This is a genomic window from Agrobacterium sp. H141, assembly GCF_057158725.1.
In genome coordinates, this window is sequence record NZ_CM169893.1 from 2,051,852 (window position 1) to 2,078,012 (window position 26,161).

General features: G+C 57.8%; 22 protein-coding genes. 18 read left to right on the forward strand and 4 right to left on the reverse strand.

Annotated elements, in window-relative coordinates; translation table 11 throughout:
* Positions 1 to 44 precede the first annotated feature (44 nt).
* Genes ccoN through ccoP form a run of 4 tightly spaced genes read left to right on the forward strand, consistent with a single transcriptional unit; the run spans position 45 to position 3,458 of the window.
* Positions 45 to 1,679 (forward strand): cytochrome-c oxidase, cbb3-type subunit I, encoded by a 1,635-nt coding sequence (gene ccoN / locus ACWPM9_RS09435; protein ID WP_484757507.1) that lies wholly within the window; start codon positions 45 to 47, stop codon positions 1,677 to 1,679.
* 14 nt (positions 1,680 to 1,693) lie between these two features.
* Positions 1,694 to 2,425, forward strand: coding sequence for a cytochrome-c oxidase, cbb3-type subunit II (gene ccoO, locus ACWPM9_RS09440; RefSeq protein WP_484757508.1), 732 nt, complete (start codon positions 1,694 to 1,696; stop codon positions 2,423 to 2,425).
* A 13-nt stretch (positions 2,426 to 2,438) separates the two neighbouring features.
* A complete protein-coding gene (locus ACWPM9_RS09445) occupies positions 2,439 to 2,591 on the forward strand; it encodes a cbb3-type cytochrome c oxidase subunit 3 (RefSeq protein ID WP_428186896.1) in 153 nt (50 codons plus the stop codon).
* 3 nt (positions 2,592 to 2,594) lie between these two features.
* Positions 2,595 to 3,458: a cytochrome-c oxidase, cbb3-type subunit III gene (ccoP, locus tag ACWPM9_RS09450; RefSeq protein ID WP_484757509.1), complete on the forward strand. Its 864-nt coding sequence runs from the start codon at positions 2,595 to 2,597 to the stop codon at positions 3,456 to 3,458.
* A 71-nt stretch (positions 3,459 to 3,529) separates the two neighbouring features.
* On the opposite strand, the gene ACWPM9_RS09455 is transcribed toward ccoP, so the two are convergent.
* Positions 3,530 to 4,951 carry an alanine/glycine:cation symporter family protein gene (locus ACWPM9_RS09455; protein WP_428186894.1) on the reverse strand — a complete coding sequence of 474 codons (1,422 nt, stop codon included), beginning with the start codon at positions 4,949 to 4,951 and terminating at the stop codon, positions 3,530 to 3,532.
* 206 nt (positions 4,952 to 5,157) lie between these two features.
* Here ACWPM9_RS09455 and ccoG point away from each other — a divergent pair, with 206 nt between their 5' ends.
* The 5 genes from ccoG (at position 5,158) to gndA (ending at position 11,212) form a co-directional block, all read left to right on the forward strand.
* Positions 5,158 to 6,744: a cytochrome c oxidase accessory protein CcoG gene (ccoG, locus tag ACWPM9_RS09460; protein WP_484757510.1), complete on the forward strand. Its 1,587-nt coding sequence runs from the start codon at positions 5,158 to 5,160 to the stop codon at positions 6,742 to 6,744.
* Positions 6,745 to 6,788: 44 nt separating this feature from the next.
* Positions 6,789 to 7,238: a FixH family protein gene (locus tag ACWPM9_RS09465; protein WP_484757635.1), complete on the forward strand. Its 450-nt coding sequence runs from the start codon at positions 6,789 to 6,791 to the stop codon at positions 7,236 to 7,238.
* Positions 7,235 to 9,538 carry a heavy metal translocating P-type ATPase gene (locus ACWPM9_RS09470; protein ID WP_484757511.1) on the forward strand — a complete coding sequence of 768 codons (2,304 nt, stop codon included), beginning with the start codon at positions 7,235 to 7,237 and terminating at the stop codon, positions 9,536 to 9,538. The genes ACWPM9_RS09465 and ACWPM9_RS09470 overlap by 4 nt, the downstream gene beginning before the upstream one ends.
* Positions 9,535 to 9,690 carry a cbb3-type cytochrome oxidase assembly protein CcoS gene (gene ccoS / locus ACWPM9_RS09475; protein WP_428186891.1) on the forward strand — a complete coding sequence of 52 codons (156 nt, stop codon included), beginning with the start codon at positions 9,535 to 9,537 and terminating at the stop codon, positions 9,688 to 9,690. The genes ACWPM9_RS09470 and ccoS overlap by 4 nt, the downstream gene beginning before the upstream one ends.
* 100 nt (positions 9,691 to 9,790) lie before the next feature.
* On the forward strand, positions 9,791 to 11,212 hold the full coding sequence (gene gndA, locus ACWPM9_RS09480) for an NADP-dependent phosphogluconate dehydrogenase (RefSeq protein ID WP_428186890.1): 1,422 nt from the start codon (positions 9,791 to 9,793) through the stop codon (positions 11,210 to 11,212).
* A 108-nt stretch (positions 11,213 to 11,320) separates the two neighbouring features.
* Here gndA and ACWPM9_RS09485 read toward each other — a convergent pair whose 3' ends face one another.
* Positions 11,321 to 12,361 carry a LacI family transcriptional regulator gene (locus ACWPM9_RS09485; protein ID WP_428186889.1) on the reverse strand — a complete coding sequence of 347 codons (1,041 nt, stop codon included), beginning with the start codon at positions 12,359 to 12,361 and terminating at the stop codon, positions 11,321 to 11,323.
* A 446-nt stretch (positions 12,362 to 12,807) separates the two neighbouring features.
* On the opposite strand from ACWPM9_RS09485, the gene ACWPM9_RS09490 reads away from it, so the two are divergent.
* The 9 genes from ACWPM9_RS09490 (at position 12,808) to ACWPM9_RS09530 (ending at position 24,646) form a co-directional block, all read left to right on the forward strand.
* Positions 12,808 to 14,043, forward strand: a complete 1,236-nt coding sequence (locus tag ACWPM9_RS09490) for an ABC transporter substrate-binding protein (protein ID WP_428186888.1) — start codon at positions 12,808 to 12,810, stop codon at positions 14,041 to 14,043.
* A 181-nt stretch (positions 14,044 to 14,224) separates the two neighbouring features.
* The gene (locus ACWPM9_RS09495) at positions 14,225 to 15,127 is read left to right on the forward strand and encodes a carbohydrate ABC transporter permease (RefSeq protein ID WP_484757512.1); all 903 of its coding nucleotides are present in this window, start codon (positions 14,225 to 14,227) and stop codon (positions 15,125 to 15,127) included.
* A 52-nt stretch (positions 15,128 to 15,179) separates the two neighbouring features.
* Entirely contained in the window at positions 15,180 to 16,061 is an 882-nt protein-coding gene (locus ACWPM9_RS09500; protein ID WP_428187477.1) for a carbohydrate ABC transporter permease, read from the forward strand.
* Between the two features lie 5 nt (positions 16,062 to 16,066).
* Entirely contained in the window at positions 16,067 to 17,158 is a 1,092-nt protein-coding gene (locus ACWPM9_RS09505; RefSeq protein ID WP_484757513.1) for an ABC transporter ATP-binding protein, read from the forward strand.
* Positions 17,159 to 17,212: 54 nt separating this feature from the next.
* Positions 17,213 to 19,672 (forward strand): beta-mannosidase, encoded by a 2,460-nt coding sequence (locus ACWPM9_RS09510; protein ID WP_484757514.1) that lies wholly within the window; start codon positions 17,213 to 17,215, stop codon positions 19,670 to 19,672.
* Between the two features lie 69 nt (positions 19,673 to 19,741).
* Positions 19,742 to 20,503, forward strand: coding sequence for a sugar phosphate isomerase/epimerase family protein (locus ACWPM9_RS09515; RefSeq protein ID WP_484757515.1), 762 nt, complete (start codon positions 19,742 to 19,744; stop codon positions 20,501 to 20,503).
* 32 nt (positions 20,504 to 20,535) lie between these two features.
* The gene (locus ACWPM9_RS09520) at positions 20,536 to 21,669 is read left to right on the forward strand and encodes a Gfo/Idh/MocA family protein (RefSeq protein ID WP_484757516.1); all 1,134 of its coding nucleotides are present in this window, start codon (positions 20,536 to 20,538) and stop codon (positions 21,667 to 21,669) included.
* 111 nt (positions 21,670 to 21,780) lie between these two features.
* Positions 21,781 to 22,827 (forward strand): L-glyceraldehyde 3-phosphate reductase, encoded by a 1,047-nt coding sequence (gene mgrA, locus ACWPM9_RS09525; protein WP_484757517.1) that lies wholly within the window; start codon positions 21,781 to 21,783, stop codon positions 22,825 to 22,827.
* Between the two features lie 208 nt (positions 22,828 to 23,035).
* Positions 23,036 to 24,646, forward strand: a complete 1,611-nt coding sequence (locus tag ACWPM9_RS09530; protein WP_484757518.1) for a glycoside hydrolase family 43 protein — start codon at positions 23,036 to 23,038, stop codon at positions 24,644 to 24,646.
* A gap of 179 nt (positions 24,647 to 24,825) precedes the next feature.
* Here the strand turns inward: ACWPM9_RS09530 and fghA are convergent, their stop codons facing one another.
* Entirely contained in the window at positions 24,826 to 25,659 is an 834-nt protein-coding gene (gene fghA, locus ACWPM9_RS09535; protein WP_484757519.1) for an S-formylglutathione hydrolase, read from the reverse strand.
* Positions 25,660 to 25,869: 210 nt separating this feature from the next.
* Positions 25,870 to 26,139 (reverse strand): hypothetical protein, encoded by a 270-nt coding sequence (locus ACWPM9_RS09540; RefSeq protein WP_428186879.1) that lies wholly within the window; start codon positions 26,137 to 26,139, stop codon positions 25,870 to 25,872.
* Positions 26,140 to 26,161 lie beyond the last annotated feature (22 nt).

Genomic DNA, 26,161 nt, shown 5'->3' on the forward strand with positions numbered 1-26,161 from the left:
AATTGCCGTTGCGATACGAAGCAAGACGTTGGGGGATACCAACAATGAATTACACGTTTGAAACTTTGGTGATGGCACTTCTCGCCTTCGCCGCACTGCTAGGGGTGGCGTTCACCCAGGACAGCTTGTTTGCGGCTCATATGAGCATCGCGTTCGTGGTGCTGGCAATCGGCACCGTCATCATGCTGCGCCGCATGTCGTTTGCGCCAGCGACGGCCAATGGCGCAGCCACTGCCACACGGAAATCCGAATATTTCGACGAAGTCGTCAAATATGGCGTCATCGCAACGGTTTTCTGGGGTGTGGTCGGATTTCTGGTCGGTGTTTTCGTCGCTTTGCAGATGGCGTTTCCTGACCTCAATATCGAGCCATATTTCAATTTCGGTCGGTTGCGTCCGCTGCACACGTCTGCGGTGATTTTCGCCTTTGGCGGTAACGCCCTGATCGCGACGTCGTTTTATGTCGTGCAGCGAACGTCCCGCGCGCGCCTGTTTGGCGGCAATCTCGGTTGGTTCGTTTTCTGGGGCTACCAGTTCTTCATCGTCATGGCGGCTACCGGCTATTTGCTGGGCATTACCCAGGGGCGCGAATATGCCGAGCCCGAATGGTATGTCGATCTGTGGCTGACTGTCGTTTGGGTCGCTTATCTGATTACCTTCCTTGGCACGATCATGACGCGCAAGGAGAGCCACATCTACGTGGCGAACTGGTTCTATCTGGCCTTCATCGTCACGATCGCAATGCTGCATATCGTCAATAATCTGGCGGTTCCGGTCTCGTTTCTGGGCGTGAAGAGCTATTCGGCCTTTTCCGGTGTGCAGGATGCCCTGACCCAATGGTGGTATGGTCACAACGCCGTGGGCTTCTTCCTGACTGCGGGCTTCCTGGGCATGATGTACTATTTCGTGCCCAAGCAGGCCGGTCGACCGGTCTATTCCTATCGTCTGTCGATCATCCACTTCTGGGCGCTGATCTTCATGTATATCTGGGCCGGCCCGCACCATCTCCACTACACGGCGTTGCCGGATTGGGCGCAGACATTGGGCATGGTCTTCTCGATCATGCTGTGGATGCCCTCTTGGGGCGGCATGATCAACGGCCTGATGACGTTGTCTGGCGCCTGGGACAAAATCCGCACCGACCCGATCATCCGCATGATGGTGATTGCCATTGCCTTCTACGGCATGTCGACCTTCGAAGGTCCAATGATGTCGATCAAGGCCGTCAACTCGCTCAGCCACTATACCGAATGGACCATCGGTCACGTTCACTCGGGCGCGCTCGGCTGGGTCGGCATGATCTCCTTCGGCGCGATCTACTACCTGACGCCCAAGCTGTGGAACCGCAACCGCCTCTACTCGCTGCGTCTGGTCAACTGGCACTTCTGGCTCGCGACACTTGGTATCGTCATCTATGCGGCCGTGCTTTGGGTTGCGGGTATCCAGCAGGGTCTGATGTGGCGCGAATACGATAGCCAAGGCTTCCTGGTCTATTCATTCGCAGAGTCTGTCGCTGCCATGCATCCCTACTTCGTCCTGCGTGCCCTCGGTGGCAGCCTGTATCTGCTGGGCGGCATTGTCATGGCCTACAACGTGCTCATGACCATTCTCGGTTATGAGCGGCAAGAGGCACCCATCGGTGGTTCGGTGGCGCCTGCAGCCCTTCAACCGGCTGAATGAGAAGGAAGGTTCATATGTCAATTCTCGACAAACACGCCATCTTCGAGAAGAACGCCAGCCTTCTATTGGTCGGTTCTCTGCTGGTGGTATCGATTGGCGGCCTGGTGGAAATCGCGCCGCTGTTCTATCTGGAAAATACGATCGAGAAGGTGGAGGGGATGCGTCCCTATTCGCCGCTCGAACTGGCCGGGCGCGACATCTATGTCCGCGAGGGCTGCTATGTCTGTCACAGTCAGATGATCCGTCCGTTCCGCGACGAAGTGGAGCGCTACGGCCATTACAGCCTGGCGGCTGAATCGATGTACGACCATCCGTTCCAGTGGGGGTCCAAGCGAACAGGGCCTGACCTTGCGCGCGTGGGCGACCGCTATTCGAACGAGTGGCACGTCCAGCATCTGACCGAGCCGCGCGACGTGGTCCCGGAATCGATCATGCCCAGCTATTCCTATCTGAAGGAAACGCCGCTGAAGGTCGCCAATATCACGGCGCATCTTCAGGCCAACCATGCGGTTGGTGTCCCCTATACGGACGAGATGATCGAAAATGCCGTGTCGGATCTGAGAGCACAGGCCGATCCGGAGGCGGATACGGAAGCGCTTCTGGCGCGCTATCCGAAGGCCCGGGTTGGCGACTTCGATGGCAATCCGGCCGAACTGACGGAGATGGACGCCTTGATCGCCTATCTGCAGATGCTCGGCACGCTGGTGGACTTTACCACCTATGACGATGCAACCGGCTACCGGTAGGGGAGCGTGAAAAATGGAAACTTATACGGCAATGCGGCACTTCGCAGACAGCTGGGGCCTTCTGGCCATGGCCCTGTTCTTCGTCGGTGTCATCGCCTTCACACTCCGGCCGGGCGGCAAACGCGCCGCCGACGAGGCCGCCAGCATCCCTCTCAAGGAGGACTAGGAAATGGCTGATAAGAAAATTGACGACATCACCGGCGTCGAAACCACCGGCCATGAATGGGATGGCATTCAGGAACTGAACAACCCTCTGCCGCGCTGGTGGGTCTGGACCTTCTACGCAACGATCGTCTGGGCCATCGGCTATACGGTACTCTACCCGGCCTGGCCGTTGCTGAGCGAAAACACCAAGGGCGTTCTCGGCTACACCAACCGTGCGGCACTGACTGAGGAGATGACGGCCGCCACAGCCGCACAGGCTGTCTTCGTTCAGAAGATTGCCGCCATGCCGCTTGGCGATATCCTGGCAGACCCGGAACTCACCCAGTTTGCCACTGCCGGGGGCGCTGCAGCCTTCAAGGTCAACTGCTCGCCATGCCATGGTTCGGGTGCGGCCGGTGGTCCAGGCTATCCCAATCTTAACGACGACGACTGGTTGTGGGGTGGTGATGTCGAGGCGATCAATCAGACGATTGCCCACGGCATTCGCTATGAGGCGGACGACGAAACACGCTTCTCCGAAATGCCGGCCTTTGCCGACATACTTGAGCCTGAGCAGATCCGCGAAGTGGCGGCCTATGTCTGGAGCCTGACGAATACACCGTCGGATCCGGCTCTGGTCGAGCCCGGCAAGGTCGTTTTCGCAGAAAACTGTGCGGCTTGCCATGGCGACGATGCCAAGGGGGATCGCGATTTAGGCGCACCGAACCTGGCGGATGCCATCTGGCTGAAGGTCAATAGCGAAGCGCAGCTTGCAGCCCAGGTGGCTCGTCCGAAACACGGTGTGATGCCTGCATGGCAAGCGCGCCTGGGGGAGACCACCGTCAAGGAGTTGTCGATCTACGTCCACTCGCTGGGCGGTGGCGAGTAAAACGCTTCCGAACTTCAGTCACGTTCGAAAAACCCCGCGACGCGAGTCGCGGGGTTTGGTGTCTTTGGATCTCAGTCGCGGCGGGACCAGATCTCTTCGTTGATCCGCCCCTGCAGCTCGGGATAGTCGGCTGCGTGAAAGCGGGGGACTTCACCCGCCTTTTTCTGCGCGAAATAGTCCTTGGTGAGTTTGGCCACCGTTCCAGACAGTAACAGGATCGCGATCAGGTTGATGGTTGCCATCAGGCCCATGGAGGCGTCGGCAGCGTCGAAGACTGTCGACACACTTTCATAGGCGCCCCAGATGACCATCAGCAGCACGGCAAGGCGCATGATCATCATCGGCACCTTCTGGTCTAGCTTCATGAAGGTGAGGGCGTTTTCGGCATAGGAGTAGTTGCCGATGATCGAGGTGAAGGCGAAGAAGAAGATGGCGATGGCGATGAAGTAGCTGCCGAACCAACCGATATGCGCGGAGATCGCAGCCTGCGTGAGCTGGGTTCCCGTCAAGCCGGAGCCGGGCTCAAGCGTGCCGGACAGCAGGATCATGATGGCCGTCGCCGAGCAGATCAGCAGTGTATCGATGAAGACGCCGAGTGCCTGGACGAAGCCCTGCGATGAGGGGTGATGCGGATCGGGGGTGGCAACGGCTGCGATATTGGGTGCAGAGCCCATGCCTGCCTCGTTGGAGAAGAGGCCGCGCTTTACACCATTCATCATGGCCGCCATGACACCGCCGGTGACGCCGCCTGCCGCTTCCTGCAGGCCGAAGGCGTGAGACAGGATCATGCCGATGGCGGCAGGTACTTCGGTGATGTGGACGATCAGGACGTAAATCGCCAGCAGCAGATAGACCACTGCCATAAAGGGCACCACGATTTCCGCGACGCGGGCAATCTGGCGAATACCGCCGAAGATCACCACGCCGGTGATGGCAGCAAGCACCACGCCGACGCCGATCTTCGGCACACCGAAGGCACCTTCCATGGCGTCTGCGATGGAATTGGCCTGAACGGCGTTGAAGACAAGGCCGAAGGAGATGATCAGGCAGACGGAGAAAACCCAGCCAGCCCAAGGGGCGCCAAGGCCACGGGCGATGTAGAAGGCGGGGCCGCCTCGATAGTCGCCGTTCTCGTTTCTGACCTTGTAAAGCTGCGCCAGCGTGCTTTCGGAATAGGCGGTCGCCATCCCGACAAGGGCAACCATCCACATCCAGAAAATCGCACCGGGGCCACCCAGATAAAGGGCGACGGCGACGCCTGCGAGATTGCCGGTGCCGACGCGCGAGGCGAGGCTGACAGTCAGGGCCTGAAAGGGGCTGATTCCGGACTTGTCGGTATTGTCACTGCGGCGCAGGACCCGGAACATTTCGCCAAAATGCAAGAATTGCGGAAAGCCAAGCTTGATGGTGAAGAACACGCCAACGGCCAAGAGCCCGTAAATCAGTACATAGCCCCAGAAGACCGTATTCAGAAATCCGATCAATGCCGTCATGGTGCTTCCCCTCACTTTGAACAACAGGAAGGCCAGACTGCGCGATGTGCGACATTTTGTCCATTCGAATTGAATGATTTAGTCATCGACCCTGGAAGAAGGCGTTGGCATCCGGCGCGTTGCGGCGCTTCGCCGCGACTTGATGTATGTCAAGGTAGAGCCTGCTTGGAGGTGACAGAGATGCACTGACTTGAGAGGTGCATCACATGAATTTTCAGGCTGACGACAAACGCCCGGCAGAGAGTGGAGACATCGAGCGTCTTGACGCTCAGGCCGTCAATGCTGCTGGCGTTCGCAAACCGCTTTACGAGGCGCGCAAGAAGATCTTTCCCAAGCGCGCCGAAGGGCAGTTTCGCCGGTTCAAATGGCTGGTCATGATCGTCACGCTCGGGATCTACTATCTCACGCCGTGGCTGCGATGGGACAGGGGCCCTTATGCACCGGATCAGGCCGTGCTCATCGACCTTGCACATCGCCGATTCTATTTCTTCTTCATTGAAATCTGGCCACAGGAGTTCTTCTTCGTGGCGGGACTGTTGGTGATGGCCGGTTTCGGACTGTTTCTGATTACGTCTGCCGTCGGTCGGGCGTGGTGCGGCTATACCTGTCCGCAGACGGTGTGGGTGGATCTGTTCCTGGTGGTCGAGAGGGCCGTCGAAGGCGACCGCAATGCCCGCATGAAGCTCGACAAGGCGCCCTGGTCCTTCGATAAGGTCGCAAGACGGGTTTCCAAGCATGCCATCTGGATCGCGATTGCCGTCCTGACTGGCGGTGCATGGATTTTTTACTTCGCCGATGCGCCGGGCCTTCTGATTGACTTTGCAACGGGGCGGGCTCCGTCTGCTGCCTACATCACAGTCGCTATTTTGACCGCCACGACCTATGTCTTCGGCGGCCTGATGCGCGAACAGGTCTGCACCTATATGTGCCCCTGGCCGCGCATTCAGGCGGCAATGCTGGATGAAAATTCTCTGGTGGTCACCTATAACGACTGGCGTGGTGAACCGAGGACGCGTCATGCCAAGAAAGCGGCTGCTTCCGGCGAGCTGGTGGGCGATTGTGTCGATTGCAATGCCTGTGTCGCTGTCTGTCCCATGGGAATCGACATTCGCGATGGCCAGCAGCTTGAATGCATCACCTGTGCCTTGTGCATCGATGCTTGCGACGGTGTGATGGACAAACTCGGCCGCGACCGCGGGCTGATTTCCTATGCCACTCTCTCGGACTACGACCAGAACATGGCCCTTGCGACCGGCAATGGAACGCATGGTGTCAATCCTGATCTGGTGCGCGACAGCGACGGCCGTTTCCACGACAAGGTGAGGCACTTCAACTGGCACGTCATTTTCCGTGCGCGCACGCTGCTATACATGGCTGTGTGGTGCGCTGTCGGTATCGGTCTAGCGGTTGCGCTGCTCAACCGTGAGCGGCTGGAAGTCAACGTGCTGCATGACCGCAATCCTCAATATGTGCTGGAATCGGACGGATCGATCCGCAACGGCTATACGGTTCGGCTGTTGAACATGATTCCTAAACCACGCAATGTTGAATTGTCGATCCAGGGGCTACCTGAGGCGACCATGAAGATCAACGGTATCGACCAGCCGATTGGGCAGTCTATCACGCTGTCAGTCGAGCCGGATGAGGCAACCGCGCTGAAGGTCTTCGTCACGCTGCCGGGCAATCAGGTTAGCTGGACATCTGAGGAATTCGACTTCGTCGCCAAAGATGCCAATGGAGATGAAACCGCAAGCTACAAGGCCGTCTTCAACGGGCCGGGAGTGAAAAAGTGACCTCGATACCGCAAAAACGCCCCTTCGTTTTTACCGGCTGGCACATGCTGGCTGTGATGTTCGCCTTTTTCGGAACGATTATTTCAGTGAACTTTTTGATGGCCTACTATGCCACGTCCACATGGAGCGGGCTGGTGGTGCAAAACACCTATGTCGCCAGCCAGGAATTCAACGGAAAGGCGCATGCGATCCGCGACATGCTGGCAACCGGCATTACCGGGAAAATGACGGTGGCCAATGGCGAGATCCGCTACAATCTGACGATTGCTGGCAAGGGTGCGGTGGATGCCGATCACGTGACGGCTCATTTCAAGCGTCCCGTTGGCGAGCACCAGGATTTTACAGCGGTCCTGTTACCTGTCGGCAATGGCGATTTCGTTGCCGAACATGATGTGCTTCCTGGCCATTGGATTGTGGAAGTCAAGGCAGAGAAAGATGGCACGTTGCTGATCCACGAAGCCAACCGGATTGCCGTGACCGAGGATGGAAAATGAGCTGCTGTGCTGCCGGCACCGAAGGGACCCTGGAGATGGAGCGGGCCGCCCATGCCCTGCCATCGTCAGAGGAATTGCACCTTTCCAGCCGTGATCTTGGTGATGGACTTTACCAGACAGAGCTGTCTGTTCCGGGCGTGCATTGCGGGACCTGTATCGCCACGATCGAGAAAAGCCTGAAAAGCCGGCCCGATGTGGAACGGGCGCGGGTCAACCTTTCCACAAAACGGGTGTCTATCGTCTGGAAGGCCAAGGTCGGCCAGATTGTTACCGATCCGGTCGACATCGTGCGCACTGTGTTCGCCTCCGGTTACGAAGCGCATTTGTTCGCAGCCGCAACAGACGGTGATGAAGCCTTGCGCAACAAGCTGATGCTGGCCGTTGCAGTGGCAGGATTTGCTGCCAGCAATATCATGCTTTTGTCGGTATCGGTCTGGTCAGGCGCGGATGCTGCCACACGAGACATGTTCCACTGGCTGTCGGCGGCAATCGCAGCACCGGCCATTATCTATGCCGGTCGTTTTTTCTTCGTCTCTGCCTGGAATGGCCTGCGCCACGGGCGCGTGAACATGGATGTGCCGATCTCGCTGGCTGTGATCCTGGCCTATTCGATGTCTCTTTGGGAGACCGTTCATCACGGTGAGCAGGCTTGGTTCGATGCCTCGGTGACTTTGCTGTTTCTGCTCCTGATCGGCCGCACGCTCGATCATGTGATGCGCGACAGGGCGCGCTCTGCCATCACCGGTCTTGCGCGGCTATCGCCGCGCGGCGCCATGGTGGCGATGGCGGATGGGGGACGCGAATACCGGCCGCTGGCCGATATCGCCATTGGTGATCGTCTTTCGGTCGGTGCCGGCGAGCGGGTGCCCGTCGACAGCATTGTTGTCTCAGGCGTCAGCGATGCTGATTTTTCCATCGTCAACGGGGAGAGCGCTGCAGTGCGCGTGCAGAAAGGGGATGCGCTTCAGGCAGGTATCCTCAATCTCACCGGTGGATTGACGCTTGAGGCGAGTGCGCTTGCCCGCGATTCCTTCCTGGCGGAAATCATGCGGCTTATGGAAGCCGCTGAAGGCGGCAAAGCCGGCTATCGCCGCATCGCTGACCGGGCGGCGGAAATCTATGCACCGGCGGTTCATCTGCTGGCCTTTGGCGCTTTCCTGTTCTGGGGTCTCTATGGCGGCGACTGGAAGCACGCGCTGCTGGTGGCGGTTGCCGTCTTGATCATCACCTGTCCATGCGCGCTCGGCCTGGCCGTTCCTGTGGTCCAGGTCGTGGCGGCCGGTCGGCTGTTCAAGGCGGGCATCATGGTCAAGGACGGCTCGGCGATGGAGCGGCTGGCAGAGATCGACTGTGCCGCCTTCGACAAGACGGGTACGCTGACGCTTGGGCGCCCCCGGTTCATCAATCGGTCGGGCGTCGATCCCGGCCATATGCAGATTGCCGCAAGCCTCGGCTCCCATTCCCGTCATCCGCTGTCGGAGGCGCTTTATCGCTCCGTCGGCAGTGTCGCCGTCACATTCGACGACGTCCGTGAAATACCGGGTTCGGGTATCGAGGCTAAGACTTCTGCGGGAATTTATCGTCTCGGCAGTCGTTCGTTTGCAGGCAACGGGACGACAGCGTCAGAGGGCCGTATGTCGTCGCGTTCGGAGGTTGTGTTGTCGCTGGATTATGCCGTGCTCGAAACCTTTCAGTTCGAAGATGCGCTTCGGCCAGGCGCTGAACAGGCATTGGCCGATTTTGCACTGAAGAAATTCCCGGTGACGATCCTGTCCGGAGACCGGCCCGAGGTTGTTGCTAAGCTTGCGACAAGACTTTGTGTCCGGGACTGGAAAGCCAATTTGAAGCCAGCAGACAAGGCGGGGTGCTGTGTAGAGGCTCAACGATCGGGCCACAGGCTGTTGATGGTGGGAGACGGCATCAACGATGCGCCGGCACTTTCGGCGGCCCATGTTTCGATGGCACCTGCCACGGCTGCCGATATCGGGCGACAGGCCGCTGACTTCGTCTTCATGCATGACAGCCTGGAAGCCGTGCCCCTTGCGATCCGTGCGTCGCGCAAGGCAGGGCGGCTTATCCGTGAGAATTTCGCCATCGCCATCATCTATAACGGTCTGGCGGTGCCGTTGGCGCTTTCAGGCATAGCAACGCCGCTGATTGCTGCCATCGCCATGTCGACATCGTCGATCATTGTGGTGCTCAATGCCCTGAGGCTCAATTCCCTTGGCAGCCATATGCCGGTGCCAAAGAGTGCGCCGACGCCAAATGTAGCGCGCCGCACAGCAAGGCTTGCATCATGAACATGCTGATCTATCTGATCCCGATCGCCTTGTTTCTGGGCGGCCTGGGGTTGGGCGCCTTCCTGTGGTCGCTGAAGAGCGGTCAGTATGACGATCTGGAAGGGGCCGCCTGGCGGGCGCTCGATGACGGTGATGACAAGCCTGAGGTTTAATTCACGTTTGCGCAAACAGAGACAAGAGCCGTTTCAGCTCTTGTCCTAGCCTGTCTGGAGTGCCAAATAGTGCCTCCAAAGAGTCTAGAAAGGGTCACCTATGCAAGCGGAAATCGGATTGATCGGCCTTGGGGTCATGGGGTCCAACCTCTCCCTCAATATTGCCGAAAAGGGTAACAAGATCGCGGTCTTCAATCGGACCGGAGCGCGTACCGACGAATTCCTCGGGGAAGCGGGTGACCTCGCCGGCAATATCGTCAACTGCCAGACACTTGAAGAATTCATCGCGGCCATACGCCCGCCGCGTCCGATCATCATCATGATCAAGGCCGGCGATCCGGTCGATCAGCAGATCGATGCGCTTTTGCCGCTGTTGTCGGATAACGACATCATCATCGATGCCGGCAATGCCAATTTCCGCGACACCATGGCGCGCTTCGACCGATTGAAGGACACAGGCGTGACCTTCATCGGCATGGGCGTCTCGGGTGGCGAAGAGGGTGCGCGTCATGGTCCGTCGATCATGGTTGGCGGTACCGAACAATCCTATGCGCGCGTCGAGAAGGTGCTGACTTCTATCGCTGCCAAGTTCGACGGCGATCCATGCTGCGCCTGGCTCGGTGAGAATGGTGCCGGTCACTTCGTCAAGACCATCCACAACGGTATTGAATATGCCGACATGCAGATGATCGCCGAGGTCTACGGTGTGCTGCGTGACGGAATGGGCAAGTCGGCCCACGACGTTGGCGCCACATTTGGTGAGTGGAACAAGGGTCGTCTCAACTCCTATCTGATCGAGATCAGTGAAAAGGTTCTGAACGCCAAGGATCCGATTTCTGGCGAGCCTATGGTCGATATGATCCTCGACAAGGCCGGTCAGAAGGGCACGGGCAAATGGTCTGTGATCGAGGCCCAGCAGATGGGTATTCCGGCGACGGCCATCGAGGCCGCTGTCGCTGCTCGCAGCCTGTCGTCGATGAAGACGGAGCGCGAAGCTGCCGAAAAGCTGTTCGGCAAGAGCACGTTGAAATTCGATCATTCCGGTGACCTCGAAAAGGATCTCGAACTCGCGCTGTTTGCTGCCAAGATAGGCGCCTACGCGCAGGGCTTTGCCGTGATGTCCGCGGCCAGCAAGGAATTTGGCTGGAACCTGCCGATGCCGACCATTGCCAAGATCTGGCGCGCAGGCTGCATCATCCGTTCGCAGTTTCTCGACGAGATCACCCAGGCCTTTACCGCGATGCCGGATGCCGCCAATCTGGTGGTCACGCCAGCCTTTAGCGAAATGCTGAAGGAATCGCTGCCATCGCTGCGCCGGGTCGTGTCCACTGCCGTGAATGCCGGTCTTCCGGTTCCGGCCCTTGCCTCGGCGCTCAACTATTTCGACGCCTATACACAAAGCCGCGGTACGGCCAACCTGATCCAGGCCCAGCGCGACTTCTTCGGCGCCCACGGTTTCGATCGTATGGACGGCAAGGACTTCCACCACGGCCCATGGGGCAGTGGGCTGGCAACGTTCTGATCAAGACTATTGCCTGCCTTCATCAGGCGACATACTCGAAAAAGTCCCGTGCATCACAAATGCGCGGGATTTTCTGTTTTGGCTCCGCCACCATGGGCGCACATTCCTTTAGACGCTTTCGGGCCATTTTGCCTGGCTGATGCTTTGCAAGGTTTCCGGCGGTGCTCCGTCGATCTGGGCGATCACGGCCCTGGCCAGTTGCGTGCCGGCCTCGCGCACATCCTCGAACGCGGTGATGATTTCCGGGCGGATCCAGTTGAGGACAGGGGCAGATTGTTTCGAGACCACGTCGACATCTTTGCCGATCCGCTTTCCGGCTGCCTCGACGCCACCATTGACGGCGATCGTTCCGCTTCCTGACGATGATATGATGCCATCCGGTGCCTCGGGTGAGCGCATCAGCGTCTCGATGGCGTCGCGGATATCGGGGAGCGGTGTGTCGATTGTCACATTGAGCGGTACTTCGCCTGCGCCGAACTCGGCGAGGGCGCGCTGGAAACCCAATCGCGTGTGCTGGTGATAGGCAAGCTTGGTCGGTGGCTGTAACAGGGCGATACGCCGACGTCCCTTGTCCTTGACCAATCTGCGCACAGCTTCTCGCGCATAGGCTTCATTGTCGAAGTCATGATAGGGATGAGCAAGGCCATTGTCGCTTCGACCATGCGCTGCAAATGGCATGTTCTGGTCGATCAACAGCGTAACGCGTGGATCATTGGGTTCAATGCGCGAAATGATGACACCGTCAGCCGAGCCCGTATCGAGAATATATCGGACTGGGGCCAGCGGATCCCGGCTGTGGGAATGGGGCGTCAAAATCAGATGATAGGGTGTTCCCGACAGGGCTTCGCTGATGCCGAACACCATCTGGCTGGAAAAGCCCATGATCTCTTCGTCGATGGAAAGCACCAGTGCGATGACATTGGTCTTGCCCGTGCGGAGGCGAACGCCTGCACGGTTTGGCTGATATCCAAGCTGGCGGGCGACAAGACGAACACGTTCCTTGGTATCGGCGCCGATATCGGGGGCGTCTTTCAGTGCCCGTGAGACGGTGGTGATACCGAGGCCCGTCATATAGGCAATCGTTTTCAGGGTCGGGCGTTCCTTGCCCGCTCCTGGACGTCTGGCCGTCCGGTCTTCTGCGTCAGCCATGCGCTTCCCCCACGATCGTCAATTTTCGCTTCTTATACTTATTATTTAGCATTTGCCATTGTTGGGCGCATCATCCTCCAACATGCGCACCGCTATTAACTGTAACGATACAGTACGAAAGTCTAGGCTTAAATTAGGGTGTGTACGGTCATTTCCGTCCTTCAAGGTTGTGTTCTCCTGTGTTTCAAAATTTCGCACCTGCGAAATACCACAGGTGCTTATTTTTGCGGATTTTGCGAGAAAAGAAGCCAAAATACTGCATTGTTTGAGATATTTGTTGACGCTGCGACGCAATAATCGGCGATCGGCAACATTTCTATCTCACTCCTGAATACGCGCGCAGATTGAAAATACGCTCTATTAGAGAAATTATGCAGCGCGCCGTTGCGTCGTCGATAGGTTTCGAATAGGTTTTTACGGCAACGTTTCAGTGAGGGAGGAGACTCATGAAATTTTCTAAAGTTGCAGCCTTTTTGGCTGCAGGTGTCGCTATGCCGTTTGGTATGGCGCATGCCACCGATCTCGAAGTCACGCATTGGTGGACCTCCGGTGGCGAAGCAGCCGCGGTGGCCGAGCTTGCGAAGGCCTTCGACAAAACTGGAAATCACTGGGTTGATGGGGCGATTGCCGGTTCGGGAGGAACTGCACGTCCGATCATGATCAGCCGTATTACCGGCGGTGATCCGATGGGTGCGACCCAGTTCAATCATGGTCGTCAGGCCGAGGAGCTCGTCGAGGCCGGGTTGATGCGTGATCTCAGCGATGTCGCTGAGAAGGAAAAATGGACCGAAGTCATTCGTCCGGCAAGCCTGCTGGAAGGCTGCACGATCGATGGCAAGATCTACTGCGCGCCGGTCAATATCCATTCCTGGCAGTGGCTGTGGCTTTCCAATGGTGCCTTTGAAAAAGCGGGTGTCGCCGTTCCGACAAACTGGGATGAATATGTCGCGGCAGCTCCAGCCTTGGAGAAAGCGGGAATTCTTCCGCTGGCCGTCGGCAGCCAGCCATGGCAGACATCTGGTGCGTTCAGCGTGCTGATGGTGTCACTGGCCGGTAAGGACAATTACTACCGGGTCTATGAAGACAAGGATGCCGAATTTGCCGGTGGTCCCGAGATTGCCAAGATCTTCAAGGCCGCCGATGATGCCCGTCGCATGTCGAAGGGCTCCAATGTTCAGGACTGGAACCAGGCGACCAATCTGGTGATCACAGGCAAGGCCGGTGGACAGATCATGGGTGACTGGGCACAGGGTGAATTCCAGGTGGCCAACCAGGTGGCGGGCAAGGATTACAGCTGCCTGCCGGGTCTCGGTGTCAACGAGGTCATCTCGACCGATGGCGACGCCTTCTACTTCCCTCTGCTCAAGGACGACGAAAAATCTGCCGCACAGGCTGTTCTTGCGTCCACCATTGTCAGCCCGGAAACTCAGGTCGCTTTCAACCTGAAAAAGGGTTCACTGCCAATCCGCGGCGACGTGGATCTGGAAGCTGCCAATGACTGCATGAAGAAGGGGCTCGATATTCTCGCCCAGGGCAATGTGGTCAAGAGCACCAACCAGATGATGTCTGCAGATAGCCAGAAACAGATCGAAGATCTCTTCTCGGAATTCTTCGCAAATGAGTCGATGACGCCGGAAGACGCGCAGAAGCGTTTCGCCGACCTCATCGCGTCGGCTGACTGACAGCAGCCGAAGCGCACGCCGGACAAGGGGGAGTCCGGCGTGCGCTGCTCGATGCCTTTTCCGGTGTCGGGTTCAGCTGCGGTTCTCACCGGACATATTGAAGCCGACCGGTTGTGGATTGCCGTGAACTTGCCTCGATCGAGCGGAGGTTACGGGGTTTGCGACGGAGGAGATTTTACCCATGACGGACAGGGCGATCGCTCGCCGACCGAACCAATTGTTTCGCAATCTCAATTCCAAGATTGCCTCAATCCCGATGATCCTCACCGCCTTGGTGATCTTCCTCGGCGGAACGGTCTGGACAATTGTTTACTCCTTTACAAATTCCAAACTGCTGCCACGCTTGAAATTCGTCGGGCTGGATCAGTATGAACGGCTTTGGGCGGCACCCCGCTGGCTCATTTCCATCGAGAACCTGGCCATCTTCGGCGTGTTGTCGCTGATTTTCAGCCTGCTGATCGGGTTCATTCTGGCGGCGATGATGGATCAGAAGATCCGCTTCGAAAATACCTTCCGTTCAATTTTCCTTTATCCCTTTGCGCTGTCCTTCATTGTCACGGGTCTGGTGTGGCAGTGGATTCTCAACCCCGATTTCGGCGTTCAATCGGTGGTGCGTTCACTGGGCTGGACCAGCTTTACATTCGATCCGCTCTATACCCAGTCCATTGTCATCTACGGCATCCTGATTGCAGCGCTGTGGCAGGGTACGGGACTGGTCATGTGCCTTATGCTGGCGGGACTGCGCGGCATCGACGAAGACATCTGGAAGGCGTCGCGGGTCGACGGCATTCCGACCTGGCGCACATATATCTTTATCGTCATTCCAATGATGCGGCCCGTGTTCATCACCACGCTGGTTATCATCGCCAGCGGTATCGTTCGCGTCTACGACCTCGTGGTCGCACAGACGAGCGGCGGTCCCGGTATCTCCTCCGAAGTACCAGCCAAATACGTCTACGACTACATGTTCCAGGCGCAAAATCTCGGGCAGGGCTTCGCGGCTTCGACCATGATGCTGATCACCGTTTCGATCATCATCATTCCCTGGGCCTATCTCGAATTCGGAGGGAAGAAGCGTGGCTAATCCTGCAGCTCTCAACGTCGCGGCGGCAGCATCCGATCCATCTGCATCGCAGATGGAAGGCCCGCGCGGGCGGCGTCCAAAACGGCTCTTTTCGGCGCGCAATCTGGTGATCTATGGCACGCTGACACTGGCCGCCATCTACTACCTGTTGCCGCTCTACGTGATGATCGTCACCTCGTTCAAGACAATGCCGGAAATCCGGCTTGGCAATATCTTCTCGCCGCCGGTCGAGATCACCTTCGAGCCCTGGGTCAAGGCATGGTCCGAGGCCTGCACGGGCCTCAATTGTGACGGGCTTTCGCGTGGTTTCTGGAACTCGGTCAGGATCACGATTCCATCGATGATCATCTCGATCCTGATCGCGTCGCTGAACGGATATGCGCTTGCCAACTGGAAGTTCAAGGGCGGGGAGATGTTCTTCACGATCCTCGTGATCGGTGCCTTCATTCCCTATCAGGTGATGATTTATCCGATCGTGATCGTGCTGCGCGAACTGGGCATTTACGGTACGCTGACGGGCCTGATTGTTGTCCATACCATTTTCGGCATGCCGATCCTGACGCTGCTCTTCCGCAACTACTTTACATCGTTGCCGCAGGAACTGTTCAAGGCCGCACGTATCGACGGGGCGGGGTTCTGGCAGATCTATTTCCGCATCATGTTTCCGATGTCCATGCCGATCTTTGTGGTCGCGATGATCATTCAGATCACAGGCATCTGGAACGACTTCCTGTTCGGTGTCGTGTTCACGCGCCCGGAATATTATCCGATGACCGTGCAACTCAACAATATCGTCAACTCCGTGCAGGGGGTGAAGGAATACAACGTCAACATGGCGGCGACCATTCTGACCGGTCTCGTTCCGCTGTTCGTCTATTTCGTCTCCGGCCGTCTGTTCGTCCGTGGCATCGCCGCCGGCGCCGTCAAAGGGTAATTCGTATGTCTATCAGCGTTTCGATCAAGGATCTTTCATTGAGTTTCGGCGCGGTCACCGTGCTCAAAAACCTAAATCTCGACATCAATGACGGCGAATTTCTCGTTCTGCTCGGCTCATCCGGTTGCGGAAAATCGACTTTGCTCAATTGCATTGCCGGCCTTCTGGAGCCGACCGACGGGCAGATCTATATCAAGGATCGCAATGTCACCTGGGAAGAGCCGAAGGACCGTGGCATCGGTATGGTGTTTCAGTCCTATGCGCTTTATCCGCAGATGACGGTGGAGAAGAACCTGTCCTTCGGGCTGCAGGTGGCCAAGGTGCCTGCAGATACGATCAAGGCGAAGGTGGCGCGTGCCTCCGAGATCCTGCAGATCGAACCCCTGCTACAGCGCAAGCCCGCCGAGCTTTCCGGTGGGCAACGGCAGCGGGTGGCGATCGGTCGTGCGCTTGTGCGCGACGTTGACGTATTCCTGTTCGATGAGCCGCTGTCCAATCTCGATGCCAAGTTGCGCTCGGAGTTGCGCGTCGAGATCAAGCGTCTGCACCATTCGTTGAAGAACACGATGATCTACGTGACGCACGACCAGATCGAGGCCCTGACGCTTGCCGATCGGATTGCCATCATGAAGAGCGGCGTGATCCAGCAACTTGACGATCCGATGACGATCTACAACCGCCCGGTCAATCTGTTCGTGGCCGGCTTCATCGGTTCGCCGTCCATGAATTTCATGTCCGGCCATACCGAGGAGCGGGGTGGGCGTCTCTGCTTCGTCACGAGCGACGCGGAAATTCCGCTCGATGGCTATGATGCGTCCGAGCCCTTGACGGCCGGGCGCAAGGTCATTCTCGGCTTGCGTCCCGAACATATCAAAGTCGATGAGGAGGTTGCTGCCGGAATTGTCAGCCATGATGCCGTCGTGGATATCGAAGAGCCGATGGGTGCCGACAACCTGCTGTGGGTCAAACATGGCGGCCACACGATGTCGGTGCGCACCGCCGGTACGCGTCGATATTCTCCCGGCAGCGCAGTACGCCTTACCTTCGACATGTCCGTCGCGTCCCTGTTTGATGCGGAAAGCGAGATTCGTATCTAGGGAAACTTCAGCTCCGGATTATTCGTTTCGGAGTTGGCATTTGGGACAGGCTTGATGAGTATACGCAGCGACAACGCCAACCATAGAGATCTTGCCGGCACATGGCGCCTGTCGTCGGCTGGCGCGCATCAGACTGTCATGGCGGTGCCCGGCGACGTGCATTCGGCGCTATGCGACGCCGGTGTCATTCCGGATCCCTATGAGGGCCGGAATGAGGAGCTTGTGCAATGGGTAGCCGAGCGCGATTGGGAGATCGAGCGAGAATTTGTGGTCGAACAGGTGGATGGCGACTGGTATCTCGACATCGACTTCCTCGATACGGTCGCCATCGTTTTCGTCAATGATGTTCCGGTCTTGTCTGCCGACAACTGCTTTCGGCGATATCGCCCATCGGTGACAGATGCCTTGCAGCCCGGCGAAAATCGTATCCGCATCCTGTTTCATTCCAGCATTGCAGCCGGCGCCGAGCGTCAGGCAAAACAGCCCTTTTATGTGCCATACCAAAAGGCCAATTCGCCAATTCCCAATGGCAATATGTTGCGCAAGCCGCAATGCCATTTCGGTTGGGACTGGAACATCGCGATCGCGCCTCTTGGGCTCTATGGCACTATTGCCCTGAAGAAGCTCGATCCGGCGCGTGTGGAGCATCTGACCTCCGAGCAGACCCATCATGCGGATGGCAGTGTCGATCTGGCTGTTACCCTGACACTGTTTTCCGACGATCCGGCCATCGTGCCGGTGCATTTCCAACTGGACGGCGAACGTATCCGCCTCGATTGCGGCACGCGTTCCGGAGAAACGATGATTACCCATGTCTTCACGGTCGAAAAGCCACGGTTATGGTGGCCGGCCGGAAGCGGCGAACAGGCAGTCTCGATTCTCAAGGTCGAAATTCCCGGTGAGATCGTGGAACGCAAGATCGGTTTTCGCACCGTTGAATTGCTGACCGACAAGGATGATGCCGGCAGCCGCTTTGCGCTCAGCATCAATGGACGCGAGATTTTTGCGCGGGGCGCCAACTGGATACCGGCGGATGCGCTGTTTTCGCGGACATCACGCGAGAAGACCCGTGACCTGCTGCAATCGGCAGTCGACGCCAATATGAATATGATCCGCATCTGGGGCGGTGGTTTCTATGAGGCCGACTGGTTCTATGATCTGTGCGACGACATGGGGCTGATGGTCTGGCAGGACTTCATGTTTGCCTGCAATCTTTACCCCTGCACCGATGACTTCCTCGCCAATGTGGCCGCAGAAGTGGATTATCAGGTTCGCCGTCTGTCATCTCATCCCTCAATCGTGTTGTGGTGCGGTGACAATGAATTGGTGGGCGCGCTCACCTGGTTCCCCGAATCTCTTGAGAACCGCGATCGATATCTTGTGGCCTATGACCGGCTCAACAGGGTGATCGAACAAGGTTTGAAACAGGCCGCGCCACAAGCCATCTGGTGGCCTTCCAGCCCTTCGTCGGGCTACCTCGACTTTGGTGACGCATGGCATGCCGATGGTGCTGGCGACATGCATTACTGGTCGGTCTGGCACGAGAACAAGCCATTTGAAAACTATCGCGAGGTGCATCCGCGCTTCTGCTCGGAGTTCGGCTTCCAGTCCTATACGTCACTGCAGGTTATCAAGGGTTTTGCCGATGAACGCGATCTCAACATCGCTTCGCCCGTGGTGGAACTGCATCAGAAGAATGCGGGCGGCAACGAGCGCATAGCGGCGACCATGTTCCGCTATTTCCGCTTTCCCACGGATTTTGGAAAGTTCGTTTATCTAAGCCAGATCCAGCAAGGTCTGGCGATCCGCACTGCGGTTGATTACTGGCGGTCGCTCAAGCCCCATTGCATGGGCACCGTCTACTGGCAGCTGAACGATACCTGGCCGGTCGCGTCGTGGTCGAGCCTTGATCATGGCGGTGGCTGGAAAGCGATGCACTATATGGCACGGCGCTTTTTCCAGCCGGCTACCGTCGTGGCAATCCCGTCCAAGGACGGGGACACCATCGATTTCAAGATGATCAACGATACAGCCGAGACGCTGGTGTTCGACATGAACCTGTCGGCTTTGACGCTGAGCGGCGAGCGCGTGCCGCTTAAAAGCGCCAATGGGCAGTGTTCACCTGATCGTGCCGAAGCGCTGCTGTCGGTCTCGCTCGACGACATTCCACCTGATTGTGTGATCGGCTGGAGTTTCATTGCGTCCAACGGCATGAGCGGCGAGGGCCATCAAGTGATGTCGAGCTATAAGGCGCTCGATCTCGAGGACTCGGGGGTGTCGCTGTCGGCTGCCTTGCGGGGCGACGGTTCCATTGAATTGGATGTGTCCGCGTCTGGACTGGCGCTCTATGTCATGGTCGAGAGCGAGTGCCCGGGCCGCTACAGCGACAATGCAATCGATCTCGCGGCGGGTGAAAGTCGACGGATCATATTCAGACCGAACACGCCGCTGGAGGGCGGGTCTGTGCCACAGTTTCGTGCGCTGGACCTTTACGGCTCCCAGGCCCTTGGTTGACGACGATATTTTGAACGAGGATTGAACTTTCAGTTCTGGAAAAGGGCCAAAGCCCACGGAGGAGACGACATGACCAAGCTCGGTTTTCAGCTTTACAGCGCCCGCAATTTTCAACCTTTTTCAGCGATATTCCCGAAGCTTGCCAAAGCCGGGTATTCAGAGGTTGAAGGCTATGGTGCGCTCTATGCCAGCGCGAGCGACGGCGAGATCGCGGCATTGCGCGACGAACTCGACGCCAATGGGCTTTCCATGCCGACCGGACATTTCGGCTTGGACATGCTGGAGAACGAACAGGACAAGGTGATGAAGATCGCAAAAACGGTCGGCATTTCCTCCATCTATTGCCCGTTCCTTTTACCGGATCAGCGCCCGGATGGCGGTGATGGCTGGGAAGCCTTTGGCAGACGTCTGTCGGAGGCAGGAAAGCCCTACCGGGACGCCGGCTTCGACTTCGGCTGGCACAATCATGATTTCGAATTCAAGGAACTGGACGACGGCTTCACACCGCAGGATTACATTTTCACAGGCGGCCCGGATCTGTCATGGGAAGCCGATATTGCCTGGGTCATCCGGGGCGGTGCGGATCCGCTCGGCTGGATCGAGAAATACGGTGACAGGATCACATCGGTGCATGTGAAGGACATCGCCTCCGAGGGCCAGAACCTCGACGAGGATGGTTGGGCCGATGTCGGTCACGGGGTTGTGGACTGGAAGGCGATCATGGAGGCGCTTACGGTGCATGACGTCCGCCACTACATCGTCGAGCACGACAATCCGAGCGATATCGATCGTCTCATCACGCGGTCGATCGAGTCATTCAATCGCTACTGATTCACTCACGGATCTCCATTCAGAGGCATAAAATGGCACGCGAACTTGGCATTGGCATCATCGGATGCGGCAATATCTCGACGACGTATTTTTCGCTTTCACCACTCTTCAAGGGGCTGAAGGTTCTGGCCTGTAGTGACGTCAATATGAATGCCGCCGAAATCAGGGCGGATGAATATGGCGTTACGGCACAACCGGTCGACGATCTCTTGAAGAACGACGAGATCGATCTGATCGTCAACCTCACCATTCCGGATGCCCACTTTCCGGTCTCGAAGCGTATTCTCGAGGCTGGCAAACATGTCTATTCGGAAAAGCCGCTCGTATTGTCACTCGCTCAGGGCGAAGTACTGCGCGCTTTGGCAAAAGAAAAGGGGCTGGCAGTCGGCTGCGCGCCCGATACCTTCCTGGGCGGGGCCCACCAGCTTGCCCGTCACTATATCGATGAGGGTGGCATTGGACGGATTACATCCGGAACTTGCCATGTGATGAGTCCGGGGATGGAGATGTGGCATCCCAATCCCGATTTCTTCTTCCTGCCGGGTGGCGGACCTGTTCTCGATCTCGGACCATATTACATTGCCAATCTCGTCAATCTGATTGGACCGGTAAAGCGGGTGGCAGCACTGACATCCATGGCCAGTGAGACGCGCACCATCACCAGCCAGCCGCGCAGCGGCGAGGTGATCCCGGTGAAGACGCCGACCAATATTCATGCGCTGCTGGAATTCGTCAGTGGTGCCACCATAACGCTGTCGGCAAGCTGGGACGTGTGGAGCCATCGCCATGCCAATATGGAGCTCTACGGCACCGACGGCTCGCTCTACGTGCCTGACCCGAACTTCTTCGGCGGCAAGGTGGAAGCTTCGGGTCGCAACAAGGATATCGCTGTCCTGGAAGAATGGGATCATCCCTTCTCGAAGAACAACCAGGACAGTCCGCAGGGGCCACGCGCCAATTATCGGACGGCGGGTCTTGCCGATATGGCGGTATCACTGATCGATGGCCGCGACGCTCGCTGCTCGCTCGATCGCGCCCTTCACGGTGTCGATGTGATGACGGCAATCCTGACGTCTGGCGAAACAGGTGAGTTTGTCACATTGTCCACCACCTGCACACAGCCGGCTGCTCTTGGCATTGCCGAAGCCGAGGCGCTTTTGCGGTAAATAATCGACGCGTATAGAGTTGACCTTCATGTGGCCGCCGCTCCTTGGTTTTGCAAGCGGGAGGCGGCTGGTGGGGACTTTCTCGACAATTGATAATCTGGAGACTGCGTTATGACATGGCACCCGGCCGAAAACCGCTATGAGCGGATGACCTATAATCGCTGCGGCAAGAGCGGGCTCAAGCTTCCGGCGCTTTCGCTGGGACTGTGGCATAATTTCGGGGACGATGCGCCGCATCAGGTCAAGCAGGCGATCTGCCGCAAGGCATTCGATCTGGGTATTACCCATTTCGATCTGGCCAATAATTATGGACCGAAACCCGGTGCAGCCGAGGCGGCCTTTGGTGAGATCCTGAAGACCGATTTCGCCGGCTATCGCGATGAGATGATCATTTCGTCCAAGGCAGGTTACCTGATGTGGCCCGGCCCTTATGGCGAATGGGGCAGCCGAAAATATCTGATCGCCTCTTGCGATCAAAGTCTCAAGCGCATGGGGCTGGATTATGTCGACATCTTCTATTCGCACCGCTTCGATCCCGATACGCCGCTGGAAGAAACCTGCGGTGCGCTCGATCACATCGTCCGGTCGGGCAGGGCGCTCTATGTCGGCATCTCGTCCTACAACTCGCAACGGACCCGTGAGGCTGTCGCTATCCTCAAGGAACTCGGCACGCCCTGCATCATTCATCAGCCCAGTTATTCGATGATCAATCGCTGGATTGAGGATGACGGACTGATCGATACCCTGGAAGAGCTGGGGATCGGGTCCATTGTCTTTTCACCGCTGGCCCAGGGCATGCTGACATCGAAATACCTGAACGGCATTCCCGACGACAGTCGTGCAGCGCAGGGCAAGTCGCTTCGCAACGAGTTTCTGACGGAGCGCAACATAGAGAATATTCGCAAGCTCAATGCCATTGCGGAACGGCGCGGTCAGACGCTCGCCCAGATGGCGATCGCCTGGGTATTGCGCGGCGGCCATATTACCACTGCGTTGATCGGTGCCAGCCGGCCAGAGCAGGTTGAAGACTGTGTCAAGGCGCTGGAAAAACCGGATTTCACCGCTGAGGAACTGGCCGAAATCGATGTCCATGCGCGGGATGCCGATATCAACCTTTGGGCAGCCTCAGCCGAACGCAAGGGGCCGCAGCGGAAGTAACCGATAGCACACGTCTGGATGGGCGTGTCCGTCCCGAGGCACCAGGGGCGGGCTCCGGGTCAAACAGAGCGGATCCTCGGCGCATGTCGCCGAGGGTCACGGCCTGACGGAGATGCGATGGGAGAGCTTCTGCGTCGGTCCGGATCTGGTTGCTGCACATTGCGCGTGTACTGGAGCAGACAGACATTGGTTTCGAGGAGGAAATTTCGTGATCCGCAATCCCATTTTGCCGGGCTTCAATCCGGATCCGTCCATTTGCCGTGTTGGCAAGGACTATTATATTGCGACCTCCACCTTTGAGTGGTTTCCGGGGGTGCAGATCCACCATTCACGGGATCTGGTGAACTGGACTTTGGTCCGTCGACCGCTGGAGCGGAAAAGCCAGCTCGATATGCGCGGCAACCCCGACAGTTGTGGCATCTGGGCGCCGTGCCTGTCTTATGCCGATGGACTGTTCTGGCTGGTCTATACCGATGTCAAACGGCTGGACGGGAATTTCAAGGATAGCCATAACTACATCGTCACATCGCCGACGATCGCGGGTGAATGGTCCGATCCGATTTACATCAACTCTTCGGGCTTTGACCCTTCGCTGTTCCACGACGATGACGGGCGGAAGTGGTTCATCAACATGCAGTGGAACCATCGGACCGAAAGCTTCGGCGGATCGCCCAAAAGCCCGGCCTTTGACGGCATTTTGTGCCAGGAATGGGATGCCAAGGAGCAGAAGCTCACGGGGCCGATCCGCAATATCTTTGCCGGCTCCAGTCTCGGGCTCGTCGAAGGTCCGCATCTGTTCAAGCGCAATGGCTGGTATTACCTGACCACGGCAGAGGGAGGGACGGGCTATAGTCATGCCGTTACCATGGCTCGGTCGCGAAGCATCGTCGGACCCTATGAGATGCATCCAGACACCTATCTGATCACCGCGAAGGACGATCCCGACGCCTTGCTTCAGCGCGCCGGTCATGGCCAGTATGTCGAAACACCCGATGGCGAAGCCTACCATACACATCTGTGCGGCCGTCCGCTGCCGCCCAAACGGCGTTGCACGCTGGGGCGCGAAACGGGTTTGCAGAAATGTGTCTGGAAGGATGACGGCTGGCTCTATCTGGCCCATGGCGGCTCGGTTCCGGCGATGGAGGTCGAGGCGCCAGCTGGAGCAGGCGAACCGGTGGCGCAAGACGTGCCGGTGCGCGATTTTGACGATGGGACGTTGCCACCGGAATTTCAGTGGCTGCGCACGCCTGAGCCAGAGCGGATCTTTTCCACCACGGCGCGGGCCGGCCACCTGCGCCTCATTGGCCGAGAAAGCCTGGGCTCCTGGTTCGAGCAATCGCTTGTGGCGCGGCGTCAGGAGCATCACCGATTCCGTTCGGAAACCGTCGTGGATTTCGATCCCGATACCTACCAGCAGGCTGCGGGGCTGATCCACTATTACAACCGCCACAAGTTTCATGCGCTGGCCGTCACGCTGCACGAGGAACTCGGTCGTGTCGTCACGGTGTTTTCCTGCCCAGGCGACTTTCCCCATGCGCGGATGGAGTTTCCTGCGGGGGCGGGCGTTGCGGTGCCGGATGGGCCGGTCGAACTCTCCATGGAGATTACCGACAATGACCTTCAATTCTGTTGGCGTTCGGCCGGCGCCAATGAATGGCAAGCGCTTGGTCCGTCGCTCGACGCCGGTGTGGTGTCCGACGAAGGCGGGCGCGGCGAGCACGGTTCCTTCACCGGCGCCTTTGCCGGGATATTCTGTTTTGACACCAGCGGACGCTGCAAGACGGCGGATTTCGATTGGTTTGTGTATCAGCCAATTTAAGCTTCGCACTTGAGCCCTGAGCGTTAGGTGGCAGTTTTCGCCACCTAACGCGGATCGTGGAGCCCAGAAGTCAGAGGGGGCAATTAACGCGCGATCACCTCGTTCGCTTACGTCCACCAAGCCAAATGATCTTCGTCGGCGCTAGACCTCACCAACTGGGAAAAGCTTCTCAGCCAGACTCACGCCAGCCGTTCGGCATGCCAGCGCAGATGGTCTTCCATGAAGGTGGAGACGAAGTAGTAGGAGTGGTCGTATTTCTCCTGCATGCGCAAAGTCAGGCCGATATCAGTGCCCTCGATGGCCTCTTCAAACAGCCAGGGTCGCAGGCCTTCGTCGAGAAACGGATCGGCGGTGCCCTGGTCGATTAGGAATTCGGGGAAGCGTGCACCGGACTTGACCAGCGCACAGGCGTCGTGCTCGGCCCATTTGGCCTTGTCGGCGCCGAGATATTGACCAAAGGCGTTGGCTGTCCAGTCGGCCGTCGTCGGCTCGACGATCGGGGCAAAGGCCGAACAACTCTTGAATCGGCCCGGATTTTTCAGCGCCACCGTCATCGCGCCATGGCCGCCCATGGAATGACCAAAGACACCCTGGCGCGACATGTCGGCCCGGAAGTGTTCGGCAATCAGGGCCGGCAGTTCCTCGGTGATGTAGGTATACATTTTGTAGTGCGCGGCCCACGGCATTTCGGTGGCGTCGAGATACATGCCGGCGCCCTTGCCGAGCTTCCAGTCAGTCAGTTCATCGGCCACATCATCGCCGCGCGGGCTTGTGTCGGGGCAAACAATAATGAGACCGAGTTCTGCGGCAAGCCGGCGATATTCGCCCTTTTCCATGACATTGGCGTGGCTGCAGGTGAGGCCCGACAGGAACCAGAGGACGGGCCTTTTTTCAGCAATGGCGGCCGGAGGAACGAAGACCGCGAAGGTCATGTCGCAATTGCAGGCTTCCGACTGGTGTGAATAGACGCCCTGCATGCCGCCGAAGGCCATGTTTTGGGAGATGATGTTCATAGTCCGTCCTCGTTCTTCATTCTCGGGTTGCCCATTCAATGGAGCGACCGTTTGTTGGCGAACAAAAACGGAGATGGCGTTACGGCGCAAGGCCGAAGCCGGATTTATTTGGCGGGATGACGCAGAGCTGGGGTGATGACGGCAAAAAAGGCGCGGTCCGTCGATGACGAAGCCGCGCCTTCAGTTGAGGGCCGGAGACCCTGAACCCGATTATTTCATCCGCATGATGACGGGAAAGCGACCGTTATGGGATGAGACATGAAGATGGATCGCAGTTTCTGGCTGTGAATAGCGCCAGGCCCGCGCACCGTGGGACAGAAGAAGGCTGATGAGATCGCGGGACTTTTCCCTGGGCCGGTTGATGCCCAGATCCGCGATCTTCAATGCGGCCTCGTGGAGCGGATGAAGCGCAAAGCGTGGCTTGTCGAGCTTCGCTTCCTCATCGGGCTGCGCATCAAAACGATTTTCGTTCATTGCCATGACGGTTCCTCGTACACGTTAC